At 32.5% G+C, this 26,997-nt stretch carries 20 protein-coding genes and 2 tRNA genes; 17 read left to right on the forward strand and 5 right to left on the reverse strand.

The window, feature by feature from the left end; genetic code table 11:
• Positions 1-94: 94 nt before the first annotated feature.
• Positions 95-1,252, forward strand: coding sequence for a DNA polymerase III subunit beta (gene dnaN, locus GOY13_RS00745; RefSeq protein ID WP_175813960.1), 1,158 nt, complete (start codon positions 95-97; stop codon positions 1,250-1,252).
• A gap of 1 nt (position 1,253) precedes the next feature.
• Here the strand turns inward: dnaN and truA are convergent, their stop codons facing one another.
• Complete coding sequence (gene truA, locus GOY13_RS00750) at positions 1,254-1,991, reverse strand: tRNA pseudouridine(38-40) synthase TruA (protein ID WP_175813961.1); 738 nt, start codon at positions 1,989-1,991, stop codon at positions 1,254-1,256.
• 143 nt (positions 1,992-2,134) lie between these two features.
• Between truA and recA the strand changes: the two genes are divergently transcribed.
• A complete protein-coding gene (gene recA, locus GOY13_RS00755; RefSeq protein ID WP_369800340.1) occupies positions 2,135-3,202 on the forward strand; it encodes a recombinase RecA in 1,068 nt (355 codons plus the stop codon).
• Between the two features lie 964 nt (positions 3,203-4,166).
• On the opposite strand, the gene GOY13_RS00760 is transcribed toward recA, so the two are convergent.
• Positions 4,167-4,239: transfer RNA gene (locus tag GOY13_RS00760), tRNA-Lys, on the reverse strand.
• 150 nt (positions 4,240-4,389) lie between these two features.
• Here GOY13_RS00760 and GOY13_RS00765 point away from each other — a divergent pair.
• The 3 genes from GOY13_RS00765 to GOY13_RS03485 all read left to right on the forward strand — a co-directional run bounded on the left by GOY13_RS00765 (position 4,390) and on the right by GOY13_RS03485 (position 6,594).
• Positions 4,390-4,465, forward strand: a tRNA-Ala gene (locus GOY13_RS00765).
• Between the two features lie 171 nt (positions 4,466-4,636).
• Complete coding sequence (locus GOY13_RS00770) at positions 4,637-6,289, forward strand: 30S ribosomal protein S1 (RefSeq protein WP_175813962.1); 1,653 nt, start codon at positions 4,637-4,639, stop codon at positions 6,287-6,289.
• Positions 6,290-6,426: 137 nt separating this feature from the next.
• Complete coding sequence (locus GOY13_RS03485) at positions 6,427-6,594, forward strand: hypothetical protein (RefSeq protein ID WP_246214310.1); 168 nt, start codon at positions 6,427-6,429, stop codon at positions 6,592-6,594.
• A 216-nt stretch (positions 6,595-6,810) separates the two neighbouring features.
• Here GOY13_RS03485 and GOY13_RS00780 read toward each other — a convergent pair whose 3' ends face one another.
• A complete protein-coding gene (locus GOY13_RS00780) occupies positions 6,811-7,089 on the reverse strand; it encodes an FAD assembly factor SdhE (protein ID WP_175813963.1) in 279 nt (92 codons plus the stop codon).
• Positions 7,090-7,189: 100 nt separating this feature from the next.
• Between GOY13_RS00780 and rseP the strand changes: the two genes are divergently transcribed.
• From rseP to GOY13_RS00835, 11 genes are all read left to right on the forward strand, one after another.
• Positions 7,190-8,314, forward strand: a complete 1,125-nt coding sequence (gene rseP / locus GOY13_RS00785; RefSeq protein WP_175813964.1) for an RIP metalloprotease RseP — start codon at positions 7,190-7,192, stop codon at positions 8,312-8,314.
• A gap of 7 nt (positions 8,315-8,321) precedes the next feature.
• Positions 8,322-10,664, forward strand: a complete 2,343-nt coding sequence (gene bamA, locus GOY13_RS00790; protein ID WP_175813965.1) for an outer membrane protein assembly factor BamA — start codon at positions 8,322-8,324, stop codon at positions 10,662-10,664.
• Complete coding sequence (locus tag GOY13_RS00795; RefSeq protein WP_175813966.1) at positions 10,661-11,224, forward strand: OmpH/Skp family outer membrane protein; 564 nt, start codon at positions 10,661-10,663, stop codon at positions 11,222-11,224. The genes bamA and GOY13_RS00795 overlap by 4 nt, the downstream gene beginning before the upstream one ends.
• Before the next feature lie 15 nt (positions 11,225-11,239).
• Complete coding sequence (fabZ, locus tag GOY13_RS00800) at positions 11,240-11,680, forward strand: 3-hydroxyacyl-ACP dehydratase FabZ (RefSeq protein WP_175813967.1); 441 nt, start codon at positions 11,240-11,242, stop codon at positions 11,678-11,680.
• Positions 11,681-11,723: 43 nt separating this feature from the next.
• Positions 11,724-14,651 (forward strand): FAD-dependent oxidoreductase, encoded by a 2,928-nt coding sequence (locus GOY13_RS00805; protein ID WP_175813968.1) that lies wholly within the window; start codon positions 11,724-11,726, stop codon positions 14,649-14,651.
• Positions 14,652-15,596: 945 nt separating this feature from the next.
• Complete coding sequence (locus GOY13_RS00810; RefSeq protein WP_175814407.1) at positions 15,597-17,144, forward strand: proton-conducting transporter transmembrane domain-containing protein; 1,548 nt, start codon at positions 15,597-15,599, stop codon at positions 17,142-17,144.
• A complete protein-coding gene (gene ffh / locus GOY13_RS00815; RefSeq protein WP_175813969.1) occupies positions 17,129-18,475 on the forward strand; it encodes a signal recognition particle protein in 1,347 nt (448 codons plus the stop codon). Before GOY13_RS00810 ends, ffh begins: the two co-directional genes overlap by 16 nt.
• Before the next feature lie 438 nt (positions 18,476-18,913).
• The gene (elbB, locus tag GOY13_RS00820; RefSeq protein ID WP_175813970.1) at positions 18,914-19,606 is read left to right on the forward strand and encodes an isoprenoid biosynthesis glyoxalase ElbB; all 693 of its coding nucleotides are present in this window, start codon (positions 18,914-18,916) and stop codon (positions 19,604-19,606) included.
• A gap of 117 nt (positions 19,607-19,723) precedes the next feature.
• Positions 19,724-20,071 carry a hypothetical protein gene (locus tag GOY13_RS00825; protein WP_175813971.1) on the forward strand — a complete coding sequence of 116 codons (348 nt, stop codon included), beginning with the start codon at positions 19,724-19,726 and terminating at the stop codon, positions 20,069-20,071.
• A gap of 990 nt (positions 20,072-21,061) precedes the next feature.
• Positions 21,062-21,991: a 4-hydroxy-3-methylbut-2-enyl diphosphate reductase gene (gene ispH, locus GOY13_RS00830; RefSeq protein ID WP_175813972.1), complete on the forward strand. Its 930-nt coding sequence runs from the start codon at positions 21,062-21,064 to the stop codon at positions 21,989-21,991.
• 1,057 nt (positions 21,992-23,048) lie between these two features.
• Positions 23,049-24,320, forward strand: coding sequence for an APC family permease (locus GOY13_RS00835; RefSeq protein WP_175814408.1), 1,272 nt, complete (start codon positions 23,049-23,051; stop codon positions 24,318-24,320).
• 32 nt (positions 24,321-24,352) lie between these two features.
• Here the strand turns inward: GOY13_RS00835 and GOY13_RS00840 are convergent, their stop codons facing one another.
• Complete coding sequence (locus GOY13_RS00840; protein WP_175813973.1) at positions 24,353-24,769, reverse strand: hypothetical protein; 417 nt, start codon at positions 24,767-24,769, stop codon at positions 24,353-24,355.
• Positions 24,770-24,906: 137 nt separating this feature from the next.
• Between GOY13_RS00840 and GOY13_RS00845 the strand changes: the two genes are divergently transcribed.
• Positions 24,907-25,938: an aspartate-semialdehyde dehydrogenase gene (locus tag GOY13_RS00845; RefSeq protein WP_175813974.1), complete on the forward strand. Its 1,032-nt coding sequence runs from the start codon at positions 24,907-24,909 to the stop codon at positions 25,936-25,938.
• A gap of 1 nt (position 25,939) precedes the next feature.
• Here GOY13_RS00845 and GOY13_RS00850 read toward each other — a convergent pair whose 3' ends face one another.
• On the reverse strand, positions 25,940-26,986 hold the full coding sequence (locus tag GOY13_RS00850; protein ID WP_175813975.1) for a 5-(carboxyamino)imidazole ribonucleotide synthase: 1,047 nt from the start codon (positions 26,984-26,986) through the stop codon (positions 25,940-25,942).
• Between the last annotated feature and the right edge of the window lie 11 nt (positions 26,987-26,997).

Here is a 26,997-nt window from a genome sequence, read left to right on the forward strand (position 1 = left end):
AGAGTTCCTGTTTGTAGGATTGTTGTAAGTCTTAAATAGCGCTTTACTTTAAGTAGAATGTGAATATCATTTAGAATATATTTTTGAGATCTGTATGTCAGAGGTTGCAAGTGTAAATGTAAAAACTAAAGAGCAAAGTTATGTATGTGGCCAGGTAAGTTTTAGCGTAGGACGTGCAAATCTTCTAAGTACGTTATCTAAAATAAGCGGAGTAGTTGAAAGACGTCATGCGATAGATGCTTTAGCGTGTATAAATATCATGGCACAACATAGTAGCATAAAATTAAAAGCAACTGATCTTGATATTTCAATATTTGCCTCACTTGCTGCAGATGTATTAATGGAAGGAGAAATAAAAATCCCAGCTCATACTTTACATAGTATCATAAAAAAACTACCAGCTGATTTAGATGTTCACTTTGAAATGAATGATCAGGAGAAACTGTTGATATCTTGTGGAAATGCAAGCTTTTCTTTACCAAATGTAATTTCAAATAACTTTCCTCTTCTTGAAGAAGGAGATTATAAACATGGTTTTACTCTACTAAATACGGATCTAATAGATCTATTAACTAAGACAAAGTTTGCAGTATCGTTGGATGATACAAGGTACAATTTAAATGGAATATACCTAAGTTTAGATGAGCAGTTTCTATATTGTATTGCAACTGATGGACATCGATTAGCATGTGTAAAGAGACTAAAACCCCAAAACATCAATGTGGAACTTGGTGTAATTATCCCACGCAAGACTGTCATGGAGCTACTGAAAGTGTTAGATAGTTGTGAAAAAGTTGACATAAGACTTTCAGATAGAAAAATCAAATTCACATGTAGTGGGTACACGATGATATCAAAGTTGATAGATGGCACCTTTCCTGATTACAAGACTGTTATCCCTACATACCGGGATAAGCAAATGATCGTTGAAAGCAGTAAGTTAGCTAACGTTATAGATCGAGTTTCTGTTGTAGTATCTGATAAGATAAAGTCTGTAAAATTCTTTTTACAAAAGAAACTATTAACTCTACACTCAAGCTCTCAAGAATGTAACGATGCAACTGAGTCTATAGAGGTAGATTATAATGGAACAAATGTAGAAATAGGGTTTAATTCGCGTTATTTACTTGATGCATTATCTTGTATAAGAAACAAATGCAAGTTTAGTTTTACTGATGCTAGTAGTGCTATAATTATCACTGACGAGGATGATCCGAATGCATTATATATAGTGATGCCAATGAGAATATAAGTTAATAATCTACCTTCACCAAGTATAAACCGCAAGGTGGTGCAGTCATTCCAGAAGATTTTCTTTTGCGTTGATTTAATATATTTATCATTTCTTGTGGATCAGTTTTGTTTTTCCCAAATTCAACTAAAGTGCCGACAATGATTCTTACCTGATTATGTAAAAAGGAAATAGCAGATATTTTAATGTATATATGATTTCCATTCTGGACTATCTCAATATCATCAATTGTTCTTATTAAATTTTTAGCTTGGCAGCTTTTTGAACAGAAACTTGAAAGGTCATGTTTCCCGATCAAGTGTTTAGCAGCCTTACGCATAGTGTTTACGTCAAGTGGAGCAAATATCTGCCATACATAACCAGCTTCGAGAGCTATAGGGGCATAGCGATTAATTATTCTATACTCGTAATGCCTTTTTTTTGCTGAGAATCGTGAGTGAAATGCATTATCTACAATTTCTACGTTGAGTACAACCACTGGAATAGATTTAAGATGGTAATTTATTGCAGCTCTTATTTTATGAAGATTGAATTCTCTTTCCATATCAAAATGAGCAACTTGCCCTAAAGCATGAACTCCTGCATCAGTTCTTCCAGCACAATGTAAAGTAATTTGCTCTCCACTAAAATTAAATATCGCATTTTCTATGGTTTCCTGGATTGAGTTAGCAGAATGCTGCTGTTTTTGCCAACCTGAGAAACTGCTACCATTGTATTCTGCTGTTATTTTATATCTCACTGCAAGTTTGTCTGATTTTCTATTTATAATATAATTCAAGTCAGGTCATTTATCTATGACAATGTTATTCTTTAAGTTAAAAATTCTTGGCAGACTATTTACATTTAGTTAACATGAAAATTATGCAAGTTGATAAGTGATCTATGATGAGTGATATAGAGGAAAGTAATGATGATAAACAAAAAGCACTAGGAAATGCAATAAGTCAGATTGAAAAAGCTTTTGGTAAGGGTGCAATAATGAAATTAAAGCAAAACCCTATAGAGAAGATAGATACAGTATCTACAGGATCGATTGGACTTGACTCAGCTCTTGGCATTGGTGGATTACCAAAAGGACGCATAATTGAGATATTCGGTCCTGAGAGCTCTGGTAAAACTACTCTTGCTTTGCATGTAGTTGCTGAAGCCCAAAAGAAAGGTGGATTGTGTGCTTTTATTGATGCAGAGCATGCATTAGATATCATATATACCCGTAAGATTGGGGTGAACACTGACGATCTGGTAGTTTCACAGCCAGATACTGGAGAGCAAGCTTTACATATTGTTGAGTATTTAGTATGTTCTGGTGCGATTAATGTGGTTGTTGTTGATTCAGTTGCAGCATTAACCCCAAGAGCTGAAATTGAAGGAAATATTGGTGATCAGCATATAGGACTACATGCAAGACTTCTAAGTCATGGGCTTCGAAAGCTTACCTCAGCAGTTTCAAGAGCAAACTGTGTATTAATATTTATTAATCAAATTCGTATGAGAATAGGGGTAATGTATGGAAGTCCTGAAACTACTACAGGTGGAAACGCATTGAAATTTTATTCTTCTGTAAGACTTGACATAAGAAAAGTTGGTACAATAAAGGATAAGGAGAACATTATAGGTAATGAAACGAGAGTTAAAGTTGTAAAGAATAAAGTTGCTCCTCCATTTAGGGAGGCAAAATTTGACATAATATACAATGAGGGCATATCAAAACTTGGAGAAATAATAGATATAGGAACAAGGCTTGGTATACTTGGGAAAGCTGGCACTTATTATTCATATAACAACACTCGCCTTGGACAAGGGAAATGGAATGTAAAAAATTATCTAAAGACAAACAAAGGAGTTGCAACTGAAATAGAAATCAAAATCAGAGATTTATTTAAAAATCTAGATAATCATATCCCTCACGAAGATGAGGGTGAGCAACTTTTAGAAGAGTCAATATTGTAATCTTTCATTCATGGAATAATGGATTTCTAAGTAGAAAAGAGGTATAGATAGAGGTAAAAGGAACTAAATATAGTGGTCTATCAAGAAGGCTTTTTTCTTCTATTCTAAGTACTCCTTCCTAGATATCCAAGTCTACGTTTATACTTGTGATATTTTCCCTTATCTAGTTGAGTAAGGTTTAGTTGCTTTAAATAGCACAACTGCTAATTCAATAGTAGGATTACTATTGACAACAGTAGTATACAGTGTTGGTTATCATTTTAGTAGATTATTTAAAAATTTTTTATTCTTTGTTTCTATGTGAACTTGTTTTTTTATTTACTTCTGCAAGATTATCGTTTTCTTACGTTGACCATAGAATTTATCTTCTATTAATTTTGCATTACATCTATTTGCTTGATCTGAATTATCCTGATGGTAGTTCAGTGTTACCTTGTGACCTTGTTTATTAGTCTGTTGTTTTCTTGAAGTTTGCTTAATTCTTTCCTGAGTTGTAATATTATGGTTCTAACTTTTCAAATAACCATGGATTTCTTCACTTTCTTATTTTATGACAGCTTTTCTTGATTTCTTACTTCTACTGTCTATGATCTTTTTATTTATCTTACCAGAATATGATGTATTTTTAGAACTAGTATAGTAGTGACATCATATCACTGTTGCCAATCTATAAGGTCAATAGCGTATCATTTATATTTTTATATATTATATCTTGCTTCTGCTTAAGTCATTTTAAGCACTTATTATCTGTAATATTTCTGGCAATTGTTTATGTTATTGGTTTTTCCTAACTATTTATTTTTTAAAGTCATAGAAAAGTACTTACTTTTTAAAATAGCATTAAAAATAGCAAATTATAGGAGTAATACTTTTAAAGTAATAGTTAAAATAGAAGGATATACAGCGGATTAAAATAACACACCACTAGAGTTTTTATAAAGGAGAGGCAGCAAAACACTTCTGATGATCCCGGCGCGAATCGAACGCGCGACCTACTGATTAAAAGTCAGTTGCTCTACCAGCTGAGCTACGGGATCACTGAATTTATTGGGTATATGATATATCTTTTACACATTTTAATCAAACTAAAGTTTTTATATATGCAGAATATATATCATAATTAAGCTTCTTGACAGCAGCTTAACACTTCTTGTATTCTAGTCTAGTCAATTTACTCTACGACAACTGGGGGCATAGCTCAATTGGTAGAGCATCTGTTTTGCACGCAGAAGGTCAGCGGTTCGACTCCGCTTGCTTCCACCAGTATTTTTAATATGTTGTAAGTTACTGTAATATTTTATTTTAACTAGCTATACTTACATATAGCTCAGATAACTCTTAAAGATAAATTAATGGGTTAGCAAAAAAGCTTCTTGTGATAAGTTATTAATATTGTATATTATATTATTTTTAATAAAATTTGAATTAAAATATATGAATAGTGATGATCCGTCTGTAAATCCTTCAGTTAATATCAAAAAACTGTTGTCAAACAGATTCATAGAAGAGGTGCATCAAGGTCAGTTCGAAGGTCGAGATGACATTTTATTCCAAGATTCTTTCGTCAAGAAAATTAAAGAAGGTGATGTAGTAGAAGGCGTAATTACAAGGATAAATTCTAATGATATTGTAGTTGATGTTGGCTTAAAGTCTGATGGAAGAATTCCAATTAAAGAACTAGGCTATAGTGATAGAATTGCTGTTGGTTCTAAAATTAGAGTGTATGTAGAAAGAATCGAGGATTATCATGGTAACGTATCTCTTAGCCGCGAGAAAGCAATTAGAGATGAAAAATGGCATAGATTGGAAGAGAGTGCAGCTACTCAAACTGAGGTGAGCGGAGTTATTAAACGTTCAATTAAATGCGGTTTCGTTGTTGATCTTGGAGATGGAATAAGTGCTTTTTTACCTCTAAGTCATGTAGATTTGAAGCAAGTAAGGGATACTAAGCACCTTATTGATACTGAACAAAAATTCATTGTACTTAAAGTGGATAAGAAACAAGGCAACATTGTAGTATCAAGAAAGCTAGTGTTAGAAAAATTACATGCTGGGGAAAAAATTAAGTTTTTAGAATCTTTAAGTGAAGGTGATGTAATAGAGGGAAGAATAAAAAGCATTACTCATTACGGGGTATTTGTTGGCATTCATGAGTCAGATGCAGTAGGGATTGTCGATGGCTTATTGCATATTACAGATATCTCTTGGAGTAGAGTAAGCCATCCATCTGCAATTTTTACTTGTGGCCAAAGCATAAAAGTCAAAGTTATAAAAATAGATAAAGAAAATGCAAAAGTCTCTCTAGGAATGAAGCAGCTAGAGGATAACCCTTGGTATGATATAGAGTCAAAATATCCAGTTGATGGTGTGCATAAAGGTCATGTAACGAGCATAGAAGATTATGGAGTGTTTGTTGAACTTAAACCTGGAATTGAAGGGTTGGTACACTCATCAGAGATAACTTGGGTTAAGAATAATTTGCCAGTTAGTAATTTTGTGGCTAGAGGGCAGGAAGTATCTGTTAAGATACTTAGTGTTGACACTGTTAAAAATAGGATGAGTTTGAGCATGAAAAGATGTGTAGATAATCCTTGGCAAATATTTACTAATAAATATCCTCCTGGCTCTATTGTCTCTGGTAGGGTTAAGAGCAATACTGGATTATATATGTCCATTGTTTTTGATGATTGTGAAATAGATGAGAATGTGGAGGGGGTAATTTATGCACAAGATATAAGCTGGTCTAGGAATGGCTTAGAACAAATAAAGAAATATAATATTAATGATATAATAAAGGCAAAGGTAATAAGGGTTAACGTAAGTCGAGCGAGAATTTATCTCGGTATAAAGCAAATAGAGTATGACCCTCTTGTAGAGCTAATAAAGAAAGTGAAAATAGGTGATAGAATGAAGGCCATTGTCAGTAAGAAAGAAGATAATGGGTTAATTGTTGAAATTGAAAATAATGTAGCTCTCTCAGTAAGTCAAGAGCATCTATCAGAAAATAGGAGGTTTTCTATATCAGAAAAAGTAGAAGTAGAAGTTTTGGGTATTGAAGCATATAATATAATACTCTCGGCAGAGTAATTATGGCTTTAGAGCTTCATATAGATGTTAATAAAATCTAGTCTAGTAACAAAGGTGGCAAAGAAGCATCCCCTTCTTGGATAAGAAAGTCATGGAGGGCTATCGTTAATAGGCTTTTTGAAGCACTTTCAAATGCATTGAAATGCTTCAATAGAATTGAAATTAAGAAATTTGGTTCTTTTTCTATTAGGAGCTATAAATTAAAGAAAAAAAAGCACTTAGTGGCACGAAAGTTTACAAGAGTTCAATACTTTAGAACTTATTTTTGTAGCAGTAAAAAATTATCTGATTTAATAAATGAGTAAGGGCTTATATTCTACAAGATAAAAGTTTTTTAAGTTAGTGCTAAAGTTTTTAGCATTATTGTATTAAATAATGGAGATGATATAATCATAATTATTGCCAGACCTTGAAGGAGATTCTTAATTTTTAAATTAACAAGAAGTTAAATGAAGTAAACTGAAGGTACAAGGGATATAGAGATAAGAATATGACATTGAAGTTAAACATGGTGAGTAAGGTTATTGGTGGGTAATTAAAGAGTTAGTTTTAATAAAACAAATAATCAAGTTCATTATTTTACTATTTATATTGAGAGGGGGGTCTACTTTGCAAGTTATATAACAATATAATTCATAATCATCAAGGTTAACTATTTTTTCATACTCAGTTAGTTCTTCTAGAGAGAACTTATCTAGATACTTTAGTGCAAAATGCCCCAGAAGTATATCAGTCTCTTTGCATCCTCTATGTAAGCTTCTATACATCAATTTTCTTCTTAATAAAGAGGTATTCACCATTTTTGTTAAACCAATTCTTAATATATGGATCAAATTAAACGCTTGTCAAGCAAGGTGTGTTTTAATACAATTAATATTTTATTCAAGACCTTAGATAGAAGTGGAGCTGATTTCTAGTCTTATCCATCAATTTAGCAATGGAATATATTATTTTATCTCATTTTCCTTGATTATCTCTATTATAATATTTGTACATGAATATGGCCACTATATTATAGCTAAAGCATGCAAAGTAAGGGTTGAGTCTTTTTCTATAGGCTTTGGTCCTGAAGTTTTTGGTTTCTATGATGAATCTGGAACGAGATGGAAATTAAGTGCTATTCCACTTGGTGGTTATGTTAAAATGCTAGGAGATAATAGCACAGTAAATGCTTCAGCTAACCAACAGGAGCTTACTGAAGTAGAAAAGTTGTATTCACTTCATACAAAACCGAAGTATAAGAAAACAGCAATAATTTTTGCAGGGCCATTTGCTAATGTAGTATTAGCTGTTGTAGCTTTTACGTTATTTTTTAGTATAACAGGCTACCATCGTCCTCCACCGGTAATTGGGAGTGTAATCAACGGTAGCGTAGCAGACCAAGCTGGTTTATTGCCAGGTGATATCATTACACAGGTTAATGAATGTGAGATAAAATATTTTGAAGACATTTCACGTGTTATGATGTCAAGCCCTGAGACTAAAATAGAAATCAGGTATATTCGAAATAATGAAAATTATAAAACTACCATGACTCCATTAATAGTTGAGGATAAAGATCTTTTTGGTGATGAGATAAAAAGAAAGACTATAGGGATTACTTCAGTTAATGTACCTGTAGTAAAACAATCATCTTTCCTTGAAGCTATTAATCTATCCGTAAGTGAAACTTATCGTGTTATGCGCTTAACAATTAAAGCTCTCTTCCAAATTCTTATTGGCAAGCGAAGTATAAATGAAATAGGTGGACCAATAAAAATTGCAAAATACTCTGGACAATCAACTAAAAAGGGGTTTGTTATGGTTTTGTATTTTATAGGGGTTCTTTCGGCCACTTTATCTGCAGTTAATTTATTACCAATCCCACTACTAGATGGTGGACACTTATTTAACTATGTCATAGAGGTAATTATACGTAGAGATTTAAGTCCTAGTTATCACAAATATGCAGCTACTTTTGGTGCTACTATATTATTTTTGATGATGGCAATTGCAATCTTGAATGATATAAAACATCTCTTTTAAGATGAATATGAAGAGGATATTTTATATACTAATATTGGTTTTTATTTGTGTTCCTGATTTGCTTCTTGCTTTCGAAAACGATAATAAAATCCAGATAAATAACATTGAGTGTGTTGGTAATGAACGGATCAGTGATCAAACGATAAGATTTTATACAAAGTTAGAACCTGGTAATTATGTAAATGATGATGACATAGATTCAATTACAAAGGGTTTATATAAAACAAAATTGTTTGCTAGTGTTAGCGTTTATATTAACGATATAAAAAATCTAGTGGTAAAAGTTCAAGAAAATCCAATAATCAATAGGATAATATTAAAGGGTAATAAGCTGTTCAAAAATAAAGAGCTATTGAACAATGTAATTGGATCAAAACCTCTAACCATTTTTACTGAAATAAAGCTGCAGAATGACTTATTAAACTTAGCTTCAACTTATAGAAATAATGGCAAAGTTAGTGCTAAAATTAAATATGAGCTAGGTAAACTTGATGGCAATAGAGTGGATTTAGTCTTCAAAATAAAGGAGGGCAAAACATCTAGAGTTAAGGATGTAAGGTTTATAGGTAATAAGAACTTTTCTGAAGACGAATTAGAGCAAGCTATTGAAGTGAAAAGTAATAATATATTTAGTAGGTTATTTATGATCTTCTTTAAGGATATAGATCATTATTTCCCACGGTGTTTGTTAACTAGCAAAGAATTGCTTGATCGTTTTTATTCTTCTAAGGGCTATATTAAGAATAATGTTGAAGCAATTGCTGAAGTTGATAGTGACAATCAAGTTATTCTAACTTTTTTGATTGATGAAGGCAAACAGTACTTGTTTGGAAATAGCAAGGTTAATATTGAAACTAAAATTCAGGATTCACTAGAGGAGGAAATATTAGGTCTAGTAACTGAAGAAGATGGTAAAGTATTTGATAAGTTTAAAGTTAGTAGTGTAGCAGAGAAAATAGGCAAATATTTAAGTGAGAGAGGATATCTATTCGCAAAGGTTGAACCAGAATATAAACAGCATGATAATATTGTGGATGTAGCTTATAAAATACTGCCTGGTAATAGGATTTATATAAATCGAATTACGATTGACGGTAATGACCGTACTTTAGATAAGGTGATTAGAGGTAAGCTAAGCGTAGTAGAAGGTGATTTATATAATATATCTGAAATTCAGATGTCACATAAAAAATTAGTTAGCAGTGATTTTTTTGAAGCAGTAAAGATAAATAGCTACGCAGTTAACGACAATACAGTAAATCTTGACTTGAATATTAAAGAAAAAAATACTACTTCATTATACTTAGGAGGAGGAGTATCCCTTCCAGGAGGGTTATTTTTAAAAACTGACTTTAAAGACCGCAATTTGTTTGGTAGTGGAAAAGAGCTTTCCTTTGCTTTTGAGAAAAACCAATATACATTCTCAACTGGTTTGGAAGCTATTGAGAATAACTTTAATGACTCTGATACATCCCTAGGTGTAGGTGCGTTTTATGAAAAGCAAGATAAACCAAATACTGCTTTCAGTAGTCGTGACGTGGGGCTCTTTATAAAATTATCACATAGAATTACAGAAAATTTAGCTAATCTCTTTCGCTACTATTATAAATACAACTATATATACTCAGGTAATAATAGTGGGAAAGTTGGCAATATCTCTAAAATGGTACTAGATCAAGAAGGTGAGCATCACATTTCATCATTAGGGTACACACTATCATATAGTAAACTAGATAATCTCTATGTTCCAAGGCAGGGATATTTATTAAGCTTGAGCCAGGATATCTCAGGACTGGGAGGAAATGTAAATTTTCTTAAGTCTGAATTTTCGTCCTTTTATGCACACCCTATATTAAGGACCATAGATGATGATACAATATTACGCTTTAAAATGTCTGCAGGTCATATTTTTTCCTATACTGATAAGGATCTAAGTATTAGCGAACACTTTTTTAAAGGTGGGAATGAGATTAGAGGATTTGACCTCTCTGGTATTGGACCAAGGACAAAGGGGAAAGGAGAGAGCTTGGGTGGTAAGACTTATTTTAATCTAACACAGCAAGTAGATTTCCCGCTACCAAAGTTGTATGATTACCTTGTTGTGAAGGGTTCATTGTTTATTGACTATGCAATGCTTTTTGGCATAGATGATAAAAATAGGAAATATGTATGTGGGAAAGGCTATTATGATAGTAAACTTGTGAGAGTATCTCCTGGATTTGGTTTTTCAATGCCTTCTCCTTTTGGGGGTAGGGTTAGATTAGATTTTGGTTTTCCTCTAGTCAAAGAGCCTTATGATGTAATACCATCATCAAATATTAAGTTTTCTATTGAAACTGGAGCAAAATGAAGTACACACAATTTTTTATATCAGTTATTGCTTTAATTATTTCTCTGTTTGCAGCTCATAAGGCTATAAAACAACATCCTCCTCAGGGAGCGTTCAATGCAAAAGTTGCAATCATTGATAGTGATCGAGTTATCAATGAATCTCTTGCAATACAAGGTATACAACGACAAATAAAAGAGCAAAGCTCTAGGCTGCAGAGAGAGTTTGAGAGTGAGCTAGAAAAATTTAAATCTTCAAAAGAAGAGTTTGAACTTCTATCAGAGGAAGCAAAAAAAGAAAAAACAGAACAGTTTAATAAGCATGCTGTGAACGCTAGAGATAACTATGCTAAAAAAATGTCGTATTTGGAAGAGGGATATAAGTATGCAATAGATGATATTTTTAGTCAAATAAAAGAAATTGCTAAGAGAGCTGCAGAAAAAAATAGTATAGATTTGGTGCTCTTTCTTCCAAAGAAGAACCAAATTTTATACTCTATTGCTAAAGTTGATTTATCGGATGTATTATTAGAAAACATAAACAAAGAAATACGTGAGTTTACTTTGAAAACCATTAACTAGACAGGTTAAGATAACATGCATCTCAATATCAGTGATATTGTAAAGATACTACCACATTCTTACCCATTTCTTTTAGTAGATAGGGTGATAGAGTGTAACCCTGGTAAAGATATAAGAGCAGTCAAAAATGTAACTTTCAATGAGCCATTTTTTGTTGGTCATTTTCCTGGTTATCCAGTAATGCCTGGGGTCTTAATAATTGAATCTTTAGCTCAGGTATCTACAATATGCATTTTGTGTAAGGGAAGTCAAAACATAGCAAAAAATAAAGTTGTTTACTTTATGTCCATTGAAAGAGCAAAATTCAGGAAGCCAGTCGCTCCTGGAGATACACTGATTCTTCAAGCTAAAGTTAAAAGTACACGTTTAGGTGCGTGTAAGTTTGAGTGTGTTGCATATGTTAGTGAAGAAAGGGTTGCAGAAGCAATAATTTTAGCTATGTTGCAGAGCATATGAAATTTTCATCTAAAAAACAGTAGATGCCCTGTGTGATTTAGTAATGCAACTGAATTTTAATATCTCATTTTCGGATTTATATACCAGAAATGGATTAATAAGACTAGATAGGATATTTTTAGATTATATCAAATCATGCGATGGAAATTTATTTTCTTTATTAGTTGAAGCAAGAAAAAAAGCAGCTTCTTTCTTGGTATCATTTAAGCTAGCTTCAGCTAATTCTACGGAATTATCCAAGTGTTTAGGATTAGAATCTAGTAAGCAATCAATATCAAATGTCCAAATGATGATGGATAGCCAACTAATTGTGGATCTTTCTTACTTGCTTGATAAATTTATCGCAAAGCTTTTTAACATTGAAAAAGAAGTAGAGGAGCTGAGAGAGGAGTGCAATGATTTTGCTCTAATATATAAATGCAAGAGATTATTTGTTCATCGCTATGCATTGAAGAAATATGCTGACATAGCAAATATTGATATTAATTATATTACTAGAGAACTAAACCGTTTTCTCCCTCTGCCAGTAACAGAAAAAAAATTTGCTAAGCAAGTAATTTACTGGTTAGAGAATAAAGAAAATCATAAAAGCGAGATAGAGCTTGCAGCGCAGTATGCAGCGTGGAGAGTAAGGAATAAACAAAGTGTACTCTTCAGTATTCATAAGAAAACTTACTATGAAAACCTTGTATCATTCTCTAGAAAAAAAGTAGATGGAGTTGAAGTTCTGTATTCAAAAGAAGTAGAAAGGCGATATGGTTTTGATTTGACAAGTGAAAAGATAAGCTTGAGTAAAGAATTAGATAATGTTCATTATTGCATATTTTGTCATAAGCAAAATAAGGATAGCTGCTCAAAAGGATTAATCAACAATGATAAGACTTTTCAAATTTCTCCGCTCAAAGTCGAGCTGCACGGCTGCCCTCTAGAGCAGAAAATATCAGAAATGAATCTAGTAAAAAGTAAGGGATACAGCATAGCCAGTCTTGCGATTGTGATGATAGACAATCCACTATGTGCAGCTACTGGATACAGAATATGCAATGACTGCACAAGTTCGTGTATATATCAAAAACAAGAACCAGTAAATGTGCCAATGGTTGAAACAAAGATTTTAGATGATGTGCTGGGCTTAGCATACGGCTTTGAGGTATATTCCCTACTTAGTCGTTGGAATCCTCTGAATTTTCAACGGCCACTGCCAAGAAAAAATACTGGCAAAAACATCTTGGTTGCAGGCATTGGCCCTGCTGGATTTAATTTAGCTTATCATTTGCTAAACGATGGACATAACGTTATTGCTATTGATGGACTGAAAATTGAACCTTTGAAAGATAATTTTCAACCAATTAAAGACTTTAAACATGAAAAATTGAGTCAACGTTTAGCTGATGGGTTTGGTGGGGTAGCAGAATATGGGATTACTGCTAGGTGGAATAAGAATTATTTAAAGGTTATCAGATTATTACTGGAAAGGCATAAGAACTTTGCACTTTACGGAGGTGTTCGCTTTGGTGGTACAGTAACTGTTGATGATGCATTCAATCTAGGATTTGATCATATTGCATTAGCGCTTGGCTCTGGTAAGCCGCGAATGATTGATGTTAAAAATATGCTAGTTCGCGGAGTGCGCATGGCATCGGATTTTTTAATGTCATTACAGCTCACAGGTGCTCTAAGGTTTGATTCAATAGCAAATTTGCAAGTTCGTATGCCTATAGTTGTTATAGGTGCAGGACTTACTGCAATTGATACTGCAACTGAGGCTTTGGCGTACTACCCAGTCCAAATAGAAAAATTTCTTCTTCGCTATGAAGTGTTAGTTAGTAAATATGGTAAAAACTACATCGAAAAAGATTGGACAGAAGAAGAACATGGAATTGCAGATGAGTTTATATCGCATGCACGACTGATTCGTGAAGAGTATGATCTAGCAAAAAAAGAGAATAGAGAAGCAAGAGTATTGGAGTTAATGCAGAGTCTTGGTGGAGTAAAGGTTGTATACAGAAGGTGTTTAAAAGATTCTCCAAGTTATCGGTTAAATAGCAAAGAAGTACAGAATGCTTTATTGGAAGGAATTTACTTTGTCGAAAATCTAGAGCTGATTGAAGTTATAACAGATAAGTATAATCATGCTGAATCGATAAAACTAAAAGACATAAAATCTGGAGAGACCAAATATATAAAAGCGCGTTCTATTCTTATAGCAGTAGGTACTGAACCAAATACAGTGATTGCGACAGAAGATGAGAAAACTTTTAGATTAAGCAATGGATATTTTTCTCACCTAGACTCATCAGGAAGAGAAGTAGGTCAAATATTCTCTCCTAAGATGCAAGATAAAGATAGAATATTAGTGTATAAGCAAGGTAGCAAGACGATTAGTTTTTTTGGTGATCTTCACCCTTCATATAGAGGTAGCGTTGTAAAAGCTATTGCTAGTGTTAAAAACGGTTACCCTATTATTTCTCGCCTTTTAAGTGAAGTTAGTTCTACTTCAGCTCATGCTTTAGAATTACACCACCAACTGTATGAATGTTTTAATATAGGAGAAATTTCTTCCAAAAAGAGCTCTACTCAAGCGGTAGATACTGAAATCCAAAAAGAGTCTCAAGAACGTAATGATAAAAAATTTTTTAGCAGAATTAAAAAACAGTTTACTGCGAGGGTTGTGAAAGTTCAATATTTAACTGATAATGTGATAGAAATAGTGGTAAGAGCACCACTTGCTGCAAAAAACTTCCAACCTGGACAATTTTTTAGGTTGCAAAACTTTCAAAAAAATAGCAGAAAAACTAGCCTTGCTATGGAAGGTATAGCTGTAACTGGTACTGAAGTGGATAGAAAAAGAGGAATTATTTCCACAATTGTGATTGAAATTGGTGGCTCTACTAGTTTATGTAAGCATCTTCAAAAAGGTGAGCAAATAGTTCTTATGGGCCCAACTGGCTGTCCTACTAAGATTTATTAGATTTGTTCCACTTTAATTATGTTACAATGAAAATTATATTGGGAAAGCATTATAACATATCGCTCAGTACTTATCTCCCAAAGGGAACAATATTACATAAAGTAAGATGTAATAACCTTTTGATGAAAACTGAAGGAGTCAATAGATTTATCCTAACTGAGGAGTAATAGAAGGAAAGCTTTCTTTTCATAAAGAAAAAGATTATAAAATATAAGTTTATACAAAATATGTGTCAAACTTCCTGACATAATGGTGCTGATATAAATGTTATTATAAAAAGTGATATAGTAGGAATATTTGTAAAGTTGGAATTATCAAGTGTACTATATGATACAGTATTGATTAATCAAGTTGTGTTGCTAGAGTAGGTATAGGGAAACGTTAATGCTGTATCAGCTTGTTAATGAATAAATGAGCGTTGACATAAAAATATCAATATACTGACTAGTTTTTTGAAGGATATTGCAATAATTTTTGTTATTTAATTCTCTTTAGGAGCTTTTTGTTTAGTTAGTGCTGAAGTGATGTAACTAATTAGGTTGGTGTTATTTCAATGCTTTGCCTATTATTCTATGACAATATTGTTAGCCTTATATTGTAATAAGATACTATGATATATGTACTATAAAGTTAGTAATAGTTAGCTTTTTTCTGGTTATAAAAACGATGCCGATATTTATTTCAAAAAATAAATAATTTACTAATACTCTTGTGTAAATTTTAAATAAATTAAACACAAATCTAGCATTATGGAATGAACATGGTATAGTGATTCTTACCTCACTATTAAAGCTATCGGTCAGGTTAAATTTAATCTGACCGATTTTCCTTTTGCTTTGTGATATAAATATTATAGCTAGTTATTAGTAATTAGAAATCAATTGCATAGGGGATTGTTTTTATTTATTAACTTTAATATAATGAGCTATGTTAGCTTAAATGAGCGTGAAGTTTTATAAATTCCAACTATTGCTTCTGCTAGCTATATTAATAGCTATAGTACTAGTACTACCTGAGGGCTTTGGCACACCATTAAACTGGTCTTACCCAATTCTGAATTTTGATTTATCTTTTCGTATCATATTAACATCTTTTTTATCGTCTGCATTCCTAATCATTCTATCCGCAGAAAACTTTAGCTTTCCAGAGATGTTATTTTCTTTTGCTTACACTATTAATGTATTGTGTGTGATATTATCTAATCAGGTAATACTAGTTATAGTATTCTGTGAACTAATGGCTATTAGTTCATCTTTTATTATTGCAGACAGCAGGAATGCTGAGCCTGCATTGAGGTATGCTTGTATACACTTTTTCGCTGGAACTATACTGACAGCAGGACTGGCAACTCAAATCTCTGAACTAATAATCGTAGGACTGCTAATAAACTGTGCTTGTTTTCCTTTTTCGTTTTGGGTTGTTGATGCATATCCTGCTGCATCATTACATGGTACTGCGTATCTCTCTTTATTTACTACTAAAGTTTCTTTTTTAGTTATGCTTTTACACACTTGCAGTACACACATCAAAGTTTTAGCTTTCTTTGGTTCTATTACTGTAGTTTATAGCATCGTATTTGCTTCTCTTGAGCAAGATATTCGCAGATTCTTATGTTACTACGTTGTAGGTCAAATGGGCTTACTCATTATTGCAGGGAGCTTACTCAGCTTTTCAAAAAGAGCAGTGCCAATTTTAACATTGCACATAGTTTTCTCCCTGTTTTACCAATCACTGTTGTTTGTAGTTGCTAATTCAATAATTTCAAAAACAAAAATAATTAGTTTCAGTAGGGCTAGTAGGCTCATATCAACTGAGGGTATATGTGCTGTAATAGCAGTACTTACAATGGCCGGATTTCCTGGAACAGCTGGATTTATCAGTAAATCGTGCATTATGGCTGAAATTGAAATGAATGGTGCTGATTTAGAGTTATACAAAGATTTATACAAAGCTCTAAGTTTGCTGCTTTATTTAAGTGTGGGTCCTAAGTTTATCTATTATATATTTATTATCAAAAGTAAGTTAAACCCTTTAAGAGAAAAAAATAGTAGAATAACAATGATTATTTTAGCACTTATATGTATAGTTGCTGGTAATCCTTACTTACCTATTTATAATAAATCCTTAATTTTCAGTCTTATATATAACATAAACAATGTCTGGTCTCAATTTAACTTACTATTACTTGCCACTTTGTTATTTATTCCTTTGCGTAGATTCTTTTTGCCGAGAGTAAATTTTAAAATGGATATTGATTGGATTTTTAGATTTCTTATACCAAATATTGTTTTGTTACTTAGTAAGTTAGCTTTTAAGATAAAAAAAATATCTGCTAGCATATTGCAAAACTTAGCTGACTCATTTACTAATTTGTGTTGTAATAGTACTAATAAACTCAAAGAAGTTCTGGACTATAATTCAGTGAGTTTTGTTTCAGCTTCTTCTCTTTTTTTAGTTGGTATTCTATTAGCGTTATTATGTTTAAATCTTTAACTGAAAATTTGAATTTTATATTCAATAAGCTCAAGGGAAAATCAATTATTTGTGAAGATGACTTCAGCCTTGCTATGCGTGAAATACGTATAGCCCTGATTGAAGCTGATGTCTCCCTTGAAGTTATAAAGAAATTTATTAACGATATTAAGGAAAAAGTAGTAGGGGAGCAAGTTATAAAAAGTGTTTCTCCAACGCAAATGATAGTTAAAATTGTGCAAGATAGTTTAGTTGCAATTCTTGGGTCAGAAAAAAGTGAATTGAATTTAGCAGTCAGGCCTCCAGCTGTAATCATGATGATAGGATTACAAGGTGCTGGGAAAACAACTACCTCAGGCAAGCTTGCTTTGAAACTCAGAAAACAAAAGAGAAAGGTAATGCTTGCATCCTTGGACGTTTATAGGCCAGCTGCTCAGAAGCAACTTGAAATACTTGGAAAACAAATAGATATACAAACCTTACCTACAATAACAGGTGAGGAGGAACCTATTTTAATTGCAAGAAGAGCATTGGAGGTAGCAAAAGATGGTAGTTATGATGTATTAATACTAGACACTGCAGGTAGGATTCATATAGACAATAATATGATGGATGAGTTAAAGGCTATAAAGAAAGTAACTTTACCTGTGGAAGTTATTTTAGTAGCTGACGCAATGATGGGGCAAGATGCAGCAAATGTAGCTAAGTCATTTAATGAAACAATAGGTGTAACTGGTATTATTCTAACTCGTATTGAAGGTGATGCACGCGGTGGTGCTGCCCTTTCTATGAAATTAACAACTAATTGCCCGATTAAATTTATTGCTTGCGGTGAAAAATTAAGTGACCTTGATGATTTTTATCCTGATAGAGTTGCGAAAAGGATTCTTGGTATGGGTGATGTTGTTTCATTGGTTGAAAGAGCTGCAGAGATAGTTGGTCGAGAAGAAATTGATAAGATACAAAAAAAAATGAAAAAAGGCAAATTTGACTTAAACGATTTGGTAAAGATGCTAAAAACTCTAAAAAAAATGGATGGTATTAGCAGTATAATGAAATTCATTCCTAGCTCATTCACAAAAAAGCTAAGTAGTGGGGTGCCAGATGATAGCAAAGTGAAAAAATATATAGCTATCATAAGTTCGATGACTAAGGAAGAGAAGAGAGATCCTGGCATTTTAAATGGCAAGAGAAGACTCAGAATTGCTAAAGGTTCTGGGACGAGAGTATCAGATATTAATCTTTTAATTAAGCAATATATTCAAATGAGTGCAATGGTTAATAAATTCAGTAAAATTGATCACAGTAAACTCAAAGAATCTGATTTAGTAGACATATTAAGTAGGAAATAAAACTGCTCTTTGTGTTAGAAATTTATTAACTTCTGAACAGAATTATTTAAGGCTTATATTTTTATATCTTCTGTTTTCTCAAAATTTGGACTACTTGCTTGATAACTTTGGTGAATTTTTTAATTTTTTCTTTGTCTTTTTTTATGCTCTAGTCTTAAAGAATTTCTTATTTTTATCATCGATTAGTAAATTAATTATCTTACGCTTACTCTGAGTTTCTTCCAGAAGTTTTTCATTGCTCCTTTTCAACTTTCATTTCCTTGAATAAGTTCGACTAAACTATAATAAGATTTTCATTGTTGTAGCATCTTTAGTATGCTTGATTATATATAATATTTGATAAGTTTGAGTTACATCATAATTGATATAAAATAATTGTCTCTTCCCAAATATAGAATTTATATTACAATACCTAGATTATATGAAATGAGGTACTTTATGAGTGAGAAAAAATTAAAAGCTGCTGTCGTTTTATCAGGATGTGGGCATCTTGATGGCACTGAAGTAAGAGAAGGTGTACTGAGTCTACTTGTTCTTGATCAGCAAGAAGTTGAGGCTAAATGTTTTGCGCCTGATATTGATATTACACAGGTTATAGATCATAGATCAAAGGGGAAAATGAAAGAAAAAAGAAATGTACTTGTAGAAGCAGCAAGAATTGCAAGAGGTGAAATATGTGACATTAAAGAAGCAAAATCTGAAGGTTTTGACATGTTAGTGATACCAGGTGGGTATGGGGTTGTGAGAAATTTATCTGATTTAGCTGAAAATAAAGACACAATAACAGTATTGCCTGAATTCGAAAAGTTAGTTTCTGAGTTTTTCATTGCAAAAAAACCGATAGGTGCAATATGTATATCACCAGCAATAGTCGCTTTTATTTTAAGTAGCAGAATTGGGAAAGAAAAGAATAGAGTTAAGGTAACAATAGGGGATGATAAAGAGAAGTTAATAGAAAGACTAGGTGGTGAACATATAAAGTGTGATACAGAGTTATCAATAGAAGACGAAGAGCATAATGTGTTTTCCTGCTCTGCTTATATACGTAGTGATGAAGGCATGTGCTCTGTATATCAAGGAATAAAACACATGATTGACAGCATGGTAAGAAGGATTAATAAAAGAAGCTAGTCTCTACTTAGACTCATTATATAACTAACTGTTGAATTTTGTGTTTTTAGTTATATTATAGTTAAGTGTACTTGGTGTATACATAGTTTTTTAAATAGTAATGTAAAGGTACTCTGTATGTCAGGTGATTTGTGGGGGTTTTTTATGGATGTTCCTACTGAAGGTTATCTAATTGAAAGTTCATATTGTGCTGGTGGTGAGTGTAGTTATTATACAGGGAATATTGATCCAAATAACATTTGGGAGCTTAATCTAGCCTCTCTAGATGGAAAGATAGTAAAGAGGATTGGGGTTGATGTAATTAACTTTTCTGAGCCAAGAGTACGTTTTAGTATGGATGAAAATGGTGAAAAGGTCAATTTAGATATTTCTCCTGAGAATTGTGCAGTAACAGAGGACGGATTTCTTTGTATCAATAAAGACAAACAAAATTATAGACTTAAGTTCTTGATAAAGAAAATGTAATTTATATCTTGGTCTTGTATGTAATGTTCAACATAGTTGCTATTTTAGCTATAGTATATCGCTCTTCTCTTCTATGGTGTAGTGCATTGCTAATACATGGTTAGTGGTTATGTTTGCTTTTCTCTTCCCATTTCATCTGCTGGGTATAGCATGTGGCAATTTATTTATCTTCAAATGCATTTTTTATAACAGTTTATTATTCAATAGTGCTTATCTTTATTGAATGCTAAAGTTTTACTGTGAAGTGCCTAATTTTATAGAGTTACAAATGTTCTATACTGAAGCCATCGTAAGAATCTAAGTGTTTAACGTCTTCTTACTAAGATAAATAACATGATTAAACTTGTGTACTCTATGTATTGTTCTGAGTCATTTCTTCATATATTATACTTTTTTTTGCCGGTGGTTTTCTTAAAATAGCTAAACGTACTCTCGCCAATGTTATCAAAGTGTATGGTGGCCCTTAGTGTAAGAGGATACTACTTTGTTTGTTATATGATACAACTCTGATAGTGTTTTTATCATCGATTTTACTTGACAAAGCAAATGTAAGCAAATTATTGTAGGTAATATATAAGTTTTGTATCGTCATAAAAATTTGTTTTATATATAATGATATTTTGTCAATAGTTCCTTGGGAGTTCCTTCTTATGAGGAAGTTTCTCTTTCGAGTAAATATTTCATATAATCCTTTGTATTTAAGCAAATTTAAGATGGAACGGAGCTATGCTGCTATATTTTCTGAATTACTTGACTTTTATTAAATCTATACATGATGATATTGTATGTGCATTTATTGTTATTGCGCCACTTCTATCGAAAATGAATGTTGCCTTATGCTAAAATGTTCTTTTTTGAGTTTTCTGTAGTACTAGATAGTTAAGTCTCTACAAAAAATTTATTATTATAGATATAAACAATGGTACTATAGAAATATAATGAGCACGGTTTATTTTTGAGGAATACTTGTATAAGGTCTGATTTAGAAAAATGGAAATTATTTTAGCTGAACCACGTGGGTTCTGTGCAGGGGTCAAGAGAGCCATAGACATGTTAGCTATTACTTTAGAAAAGTATAAGGGTAAGCGGCAGGTCTATGTGCTACATGAGATTGTTCATAACAAATATATAGTAGAGGATTTTAAGGAACAAGGAGTGGTTTTTGTGAGTAGTATTGAGGATGTTAAGGATAATAATGGAATACTAATTTTTAGTGCACACGGAGTATCAAAAAATATAGAAGAGGAAGCAAAAAGGAATGGTATTCAAGTGATTGATGCAACATGTCCATTAGTTGGTAAGGTGCACAAAGAAGCAAAAAGACATAAAGATAATGGTAGAGAATTAATTCTAATTGGGCATGAAGCCCACCCAGAGGTTATTGGAATTAGAGGAAGAGTAGATAATCTTATCACTTTAGTGGGGACTATGGAAGATGTACATAATTTGAAAGTTAAAAATCCAGATAATTTGTCCTATGTCACACAGACTACTTTAAGTGTTGACGATACTAAAGAAATTATTGCTGCTCTGAAGCTCAGGTTTCCAAAAATTACAGGTCCTGATTTAAGAAACATATGCTATGCAACACAAAATAGACAGAGTGCTGTAAAAAAATTAGTTGACCTTGTAGACATAGTACTAATTATAGGAAGTAAAAATAGCTCAAACTCGAATCGTTTATTAGATCTGTGTATTACAAAAGGAAGAAGGGCTTATTTAGTTGATAACTACAGCTGTGTGAACAAGAACTGGCTGCAAGGTATAAAAAAAGTAGGCATTACTGCAGGTGCCTCTGCTCCCAATATATTGGTTGATGAACTAATAGATTACCTAAAAATAAGTATGAGCGCAAAGATTTCAGTTATGTCAGGTGGTATTACTGAGAATGTTAAGTTTAGAATAACGGATTTAGTATGAGGTACATTTTATTTACTTAAGTATCTATAATAGTTTTGATAGGCTTCCTGTATGAAAAAACTAAGAAAAGGTATATTGGCGGGTAAAATGAGATAAAACGTGTACCTTCATTTAAAAATACATGACTCTATTCTTAGCAGAAAACCTGTGTGGTAGACTCTATTAGTATTTCTACTGTAGTAAAATAAGGGTTTTTGACATGGAAAATAGTTTTTTAGTTAAAGTGAAAGGGATTGTTACCGGATGGTACGAGAATACATCAATGGTGGAGAACTTTTGTATTATAAAGACAGATTTTTGATCTTTCTTTCAGGGAAGATATTACGTTAAGTAAATTTAAGCTATCAGTGAGCCAAATTAGCTCCGGAATTCAATACTTTCAATTGACTTGATGCATACAAAGTTTTTAAAAACTGATAGCTTCTCCTCTTACATTCATGTAAGATATATTTTTAGTTCTTCCAAAAACTCTTTATAGATTTAGGGTAGAGCTTGTGGCTTAGTTCAATAGCTATAACAGTTACACAAGTGTTAGTTACTAGTACTAATAAACAAGATGATAACTCTTTCTAGAGCTTGTAGTTTATTGACTCAATTATCTAAATTGATGCACTGCTTGCAAATGTACAGTAGCTTTTTTTGATAAGTAAGAATGACTTTATCATGAACGAGTAAGAAGTATCGAGGAGTTTTACAATATTGCAGATTCTTACTCGCTCTACGTTTCTCGCTAGAAGCAATGGTTTCAATGATAAGCAACTTTGATAATTGAGGATCTGCGATTTTATTTTCATCTATCTATTTAGCATCTAATTTTGCCTTTCTTGGGTTGCTGTATAAAAAATATGTTCGATCTCTGATTGTAGGTATGTAAATTTCTCACTACATTATTAATATTAAATCTATTTTGATTAAGTAAGGCAACTTCTTATCTCTAGAACTGTAAGTCCATGAGATCATATTACTTAAAGCTTATCTTAAAAACATAATCTTTTATTTGTTGAGATTAATGGTTAAGTTATACTGCTATCCTGTATTGATAGAGTCAATTAGTATTGTGCAAAATAAAATAGGATTCTTAACTGTTTTTGCTTTAGTTATCAGTAGTCAGATTGGATCTGGTATTTTTATACTTCCTATCAGTATTGCACCATATGGTATTTATAGCCTTATAAGTTTAGTAATATCAGGAGCTGGTGCTGTATCTATTGCTTTAGTGTTTGCTACACTATGTACGAAATTTCCAGAGACTGGAGGACCTCATATCTATGCAAAATATGCTTTTGGTTCAACAGTAGCTTTCTTTGTAGGTTGGACTTATTGGGTAATCTCCTGGGTTAGCACAACAGCTTTAGTGGTTGTTGGTGTTGGATATCTTACACCACTTTTTTGTGAAAATATCCAAAATATGAGTTTGATTTTAGAGTTACTATTACTCGTTATTATTACGCTAGTAAATTTAAAAGAAATATCTACTGCTGGATATGTTGAACTTCTGATTGTGGTTGTAAAAGTTTTTGTGTTAGTTGTAATACCAATAGCTGCATTGTTTCTTTTCGATAAGAACAACTTTATTATAAGTGAAGAAATCTCAAGTCTTACAATAAAGGAAATCCTTGCACGTTCTACACTGCTGACTTTATGGTGTTTTATTGGAGTTGAATTAGCAACATCACCTGCAGGGTCAGTAGATAATCCAAACAAAATCATACCAAAAGCTGTAGTACTTGGTACAATCTGTGTTGCTATTATATACTTTATTAATAGTTTTGCAATTATGGGATTAATCAACGGTAACGATTTAGTAAATTCAAGGGCACCGTATGTTGATGCAATAAAAATTATGTCTTCTGGTAATTGGAATTTGGTCATTTCTATAATCGCATTTATCTTCTGTATTGGAAGCTTAAATGCGTGGGTTTTGTCTAGTGGACAAGTTGCTTTTGGTCTTGCAAAAGATAAACTCATACCACAATTCTTTGCCAAGAAGAATAGGTATGGATCTCCTTTTTTTGGAGTAATAACAAGCTCGATTGGAACTGCGATTTTGCTTATTTTTACATCAAACAAAAATTTTACTAGGCAGATTACATCAATTATAGATTTTTCTGTAATTTCATTCTTATTTGTATATCTTATATGCAGTCTTGCTTTTTTAAAAATTACCATAAAGGAAAGAAACTATTACAAGCTTTTAATTGGCATTATATCAACAACCTTTTGTTGCTGGGTAATACGTGAAACTTCTGTAGATAACTTGCTAGTTTCAAGCTTATTTACAGTAAGTGGTATACCTCTTTACTTATTTTGGTACCGCAAATCTTCTTAATAATCTGATATTAAAGTCTTAATAGTTGACGTTTACGGACCAAGATTCTTCTCCTCTTTATCCACCTGCTCAATATTGCTCCTCTTGAGCTTACTACATACTTTTTCTATATGCTTATCATTTATATGATCCTCATTTTTTGTCTCCCTAGAGCGGATTGTTTGTAATCTCAGTTTTTTATGTATTCCCTTTTCAGATGTGAAAATCTTTGCTAGAAGGCCTCCTATCACTGGTATCGATTTTAGGAAATCTCTTGCCTTTGAAGGATGTTGTTCTGTTTTTGCAAACTGTGTTTTTATGATTTTTACTGCATACTTTTTATCATCAAAATTTATCTTATATTTTTTTTGTAAAAGAACATTTTGAACTCTTAAATTTTCAATCTTCTCAGTTTCTTGAGTCATATCTGGTACAGGTTTTACTTTGCTCTGATTGTATTCATTACTCATCTTTTGATTATCGCGTAATATTACTAATATTGTGCGATAATAACTAAATTGCAATTAATTTCAAAGTAAAAATGTTAAAACAATTGTAAGTTTATCAGCAAGAGTCTAATATATACTTAGATTTAGAGGTTTTATCTATGGGACATAGGATTGCTGTGATTGGAGCAACTGGAAGAGTAGGGCGCGAGATGCTAAGTATACTAGCTGAATTTCAAGGTGAAGGAAAATTTTCAATAGATTTTATTATTGCATTTGGATCCAGAAAATCAGAGGGCAAAAAGGTGAGCTTTTGCAATGAGGAATTAACTGTATCATGCCTTGAAGGTTATGACTTTGTTGGAGTTAATATAGCTATTTTTTGTGCCGGATATTATATTTCTGAGAAATATGTGCCGATTGCCACGAAAGCAGGATGCATCGTAATAGACAATAGCTCCTATTTTAGAATGAAAAGAGGTGTACCACTGATCATTCCTGAGGTTAATAAGGAAGAGATTATAGGGTATAAGAATTATAACATAATATCCAATCCAAATTGTACTGTAACACAGATGCTGTTAGCACTACACCTATTGCATAAAGAAGCGAAGATAAAAAGGGTTATTGCTTCAACTTATCAATCAACTTCTGGCGCAGGTAAAGCAGCAATGGATGAGCTTTATGACCAAACAAAAAAAGTCTTTATGAACGAGACTAAAAACCCTGAGGTATTCCCTAAGCAGATAGCGTTTAATTGTATTCCTCACATAGGAGAGTTTATGGAGGATGGCTCTACAGAAGAGGAATGGAAAATGCAAGAAGAAACAAAAAAAATTTTAGGGGAAGATATAAAATTAACTGCAACTTGTGTCAGAGTTCCTGTTTTTATTGGTCATGCTGTAGCAGTAAATATTGAGTTCGATCAGTGTATAACTGACGAACAAGCTCGTGAAATACTTGGTAAATCTGAAGATAATGGAATTTTGATATGTGATAGACGAAAAAATGGTGGTGAATATGCAACTCAAATTGATGTTGTACAGGAAGATGCAGTGTACATATCTCGTATTAGGAGAGATAATACAGTCAAACATGGATTAAACATGTGGATAGTAGCTGACAATTTGCGCAAAGGTGCAGCACTAAATATAGCACAGATCCTTGAGGTTTTGACTAAGGAATATTTGTAAATTAATAACTTAAATCTATGTTAACATGTCCCATTTTACGCTTATCCCTAATCTCTTTTTTCCCATATATTGTTAAGCTAGCTTTTTTATCGCTTAAATATCTATAGGAATCGTATATGCTATTACCTATTATATTCTTTGTCATACAAGGAAAGCGCAATACTACTTCTTGCATGGGTAATCCACATATTACTCTGACTAACTGTTCAAACTGGCTAATGTTGCATGCATCTAGACTCCAGTGGCAAGAATTATGAGGTCTTGGAGCAAGTTCATTGACTAACAGATCATTGTTTTTAGTAATGAAGAATTCAATTGCTAGGATCCCTATTATGTTAAGGGCACATGCCATTTTCTTCGCAATTTGCTGTACCTCTTGAATTAGCTTGCTTTCTATTTTAGCTGGTACAACTGAAGTATCAAGTATCCCATCAATATGGGAATTTTCAGCTATTGGGAAGAAAACCACTTTACCATTTCTGTCTCTTGCAATAACTATTGAAATCTCTTTTGCTAGGTCAATGCCTGCTTCAAGAATACGTTGTATATTCCAGTCGAAAGAAGCAAATTGCTCTGCTTCAGAAGCATTCCCAATTACATATTGTCCTTTACCATCATAACCCATTTCTGTTGTTTTTATTCTTAATGGATAGCCAAAAGTTCTGCTACTTTCTAGTAGATCATCATAACTTTGTATGCTTTTATAAGCAGCAGTTTTGATACCTAAATCTCTGATAAAGTCTTTTTCCCTAAGTCTATTTTGTAAAATATGTAGTGCTTTTTTACTAGGATAAAAGTCTACATATTGCGATATGATATCAACTGCATTACATGGAACATTTTCAGATTCAATAGTAACTAAATTCACACTACGTGCAAAGGATTCAAGTGACTTTTCATCAGATAGATCTGCTATTGTTAAGTTGTCAGTAACAGAGCAAGCAGGGTCATCTTTAGCGTTGGCAAAAACATGTGTTCTCTGCCCAAGCTTTGCTGCTGCAATAGCAATCATTTTACCTAACTGTCCACTACCTATTATGCCTATCATTATTTTATCAA

This window comes from Wolbachia endosymbiont of Cruorifilaria tuberocauda (genome assembly GCF_013365475.1).
Lineage (GTDB): Bacteria > Pseudomonadota > Alphaproteobacteria > Rickettsiales > Anaplasmataceae > Wolbachia.

Excerpts from the sequence above, each read along its gene's own strand:
- dnaN (WP_175813960.1), top strand. The coding sequence starts at position 95 with ATGTCAGAGGTTGCAAGTGTAAATGTAAAAACTAAAGAGCAAAGTTAT.
- recA (WP_369800340.1), top strand. The coding sequence starts at position 2,135 with ATGATGAGTGATATAGAGGAAAGTAATGATGATAAACAAAAAGCACTA.
- GOY13_RS00770 (WP_175813962.1), top strand. The coding sequence starts at position 4,637 with ATGAATAGTGATGATCCGTCTGTAAATCCTTCAGTTAATATCAAAAAA.
- GOY13_RS00780 (WP_175813963.1), bottom strand. The coding sequence starts at position 7,089 with ATGGTGAATACCTCTTTATTAAGAAGAAAATTGATGTATAGAAGCTTA.
- bamA (WP_175813965.1), top strand. The coding sequence starts at position 8,322 with ATGAAGAGGATATTTTATATACTAATATTGGTTTTTATTTGTGTTCCT.
- GOY13_RS00795 (WP_175813966.1), top strand. The coding sequence starts at position 10,661 with ATGAAGTACACACAATTTTTTATATCAGTTATTGCTTTAATTATTTCT.
- fabZ (WP_175813967.1), top strand. The coding sequence starts at position 11,240 with ATGCATCTCAATATCAGTGATATTGTAAAGATACTACCACATTCTTAC.
- GOY13_RS00805 (WP_175813968.1), top strand. The coding sequence starts at position 11,724 with ATGCAACTGAATTTTAATATCTCATTTTCGGATTTATATACCAGAAAT.
- ffh (WP_175813969.1), top strand. The coding sequence starts at position 17,129 with ATGTTTAAATCTTTAACTGAAAATTTGAATTTTATATTCAATAAGCTC.
- elbB (WP_175813970.1), top strand. The coding sequence starts at position 18,914 with ATGAGTGAGAAAAAATTAAAAGCTGCTGTCGTTTTATCAGGATGTGGG.
- GOY13_RS00825 (WP_175813971.1), top strand. The coding sequence starts at position 19,724 with ATGTCAGGTGATTTGTGGGGGTTTTTTATGGATGTTCCTACTGAAGGT.
- ispH (WP_175813972.1), top strand. The coding sequence starts at position 21,062 with ATGGAAATTATTTTAGCTGAACCACGTGGGTTCTGTGCAGGGGTCAAG.
- GOY13_RS00840 (WP_175813973.1), bottom strand. The coding sequence starts at position 24,769 with ATGAGTAATGAATACAATCAGAGCAAAGTAAAACCTGTACCAGATATG.
- GOY13_RS00845 (WP_175813974.1), top strand. The coding sequence starts at position 24,907 with ATGGGACATAGGATTGCTGTGATTGGAGCAACTGGAAGAGTAGGGCGC.
- GOY13_RS00850 (WP_175813975.1), bottom strand. The coding sequence starts at position 26,986 with ATGATAGGCATAATAGGTAGTGGACAGTTAGGTAAAATGATTGCTATT.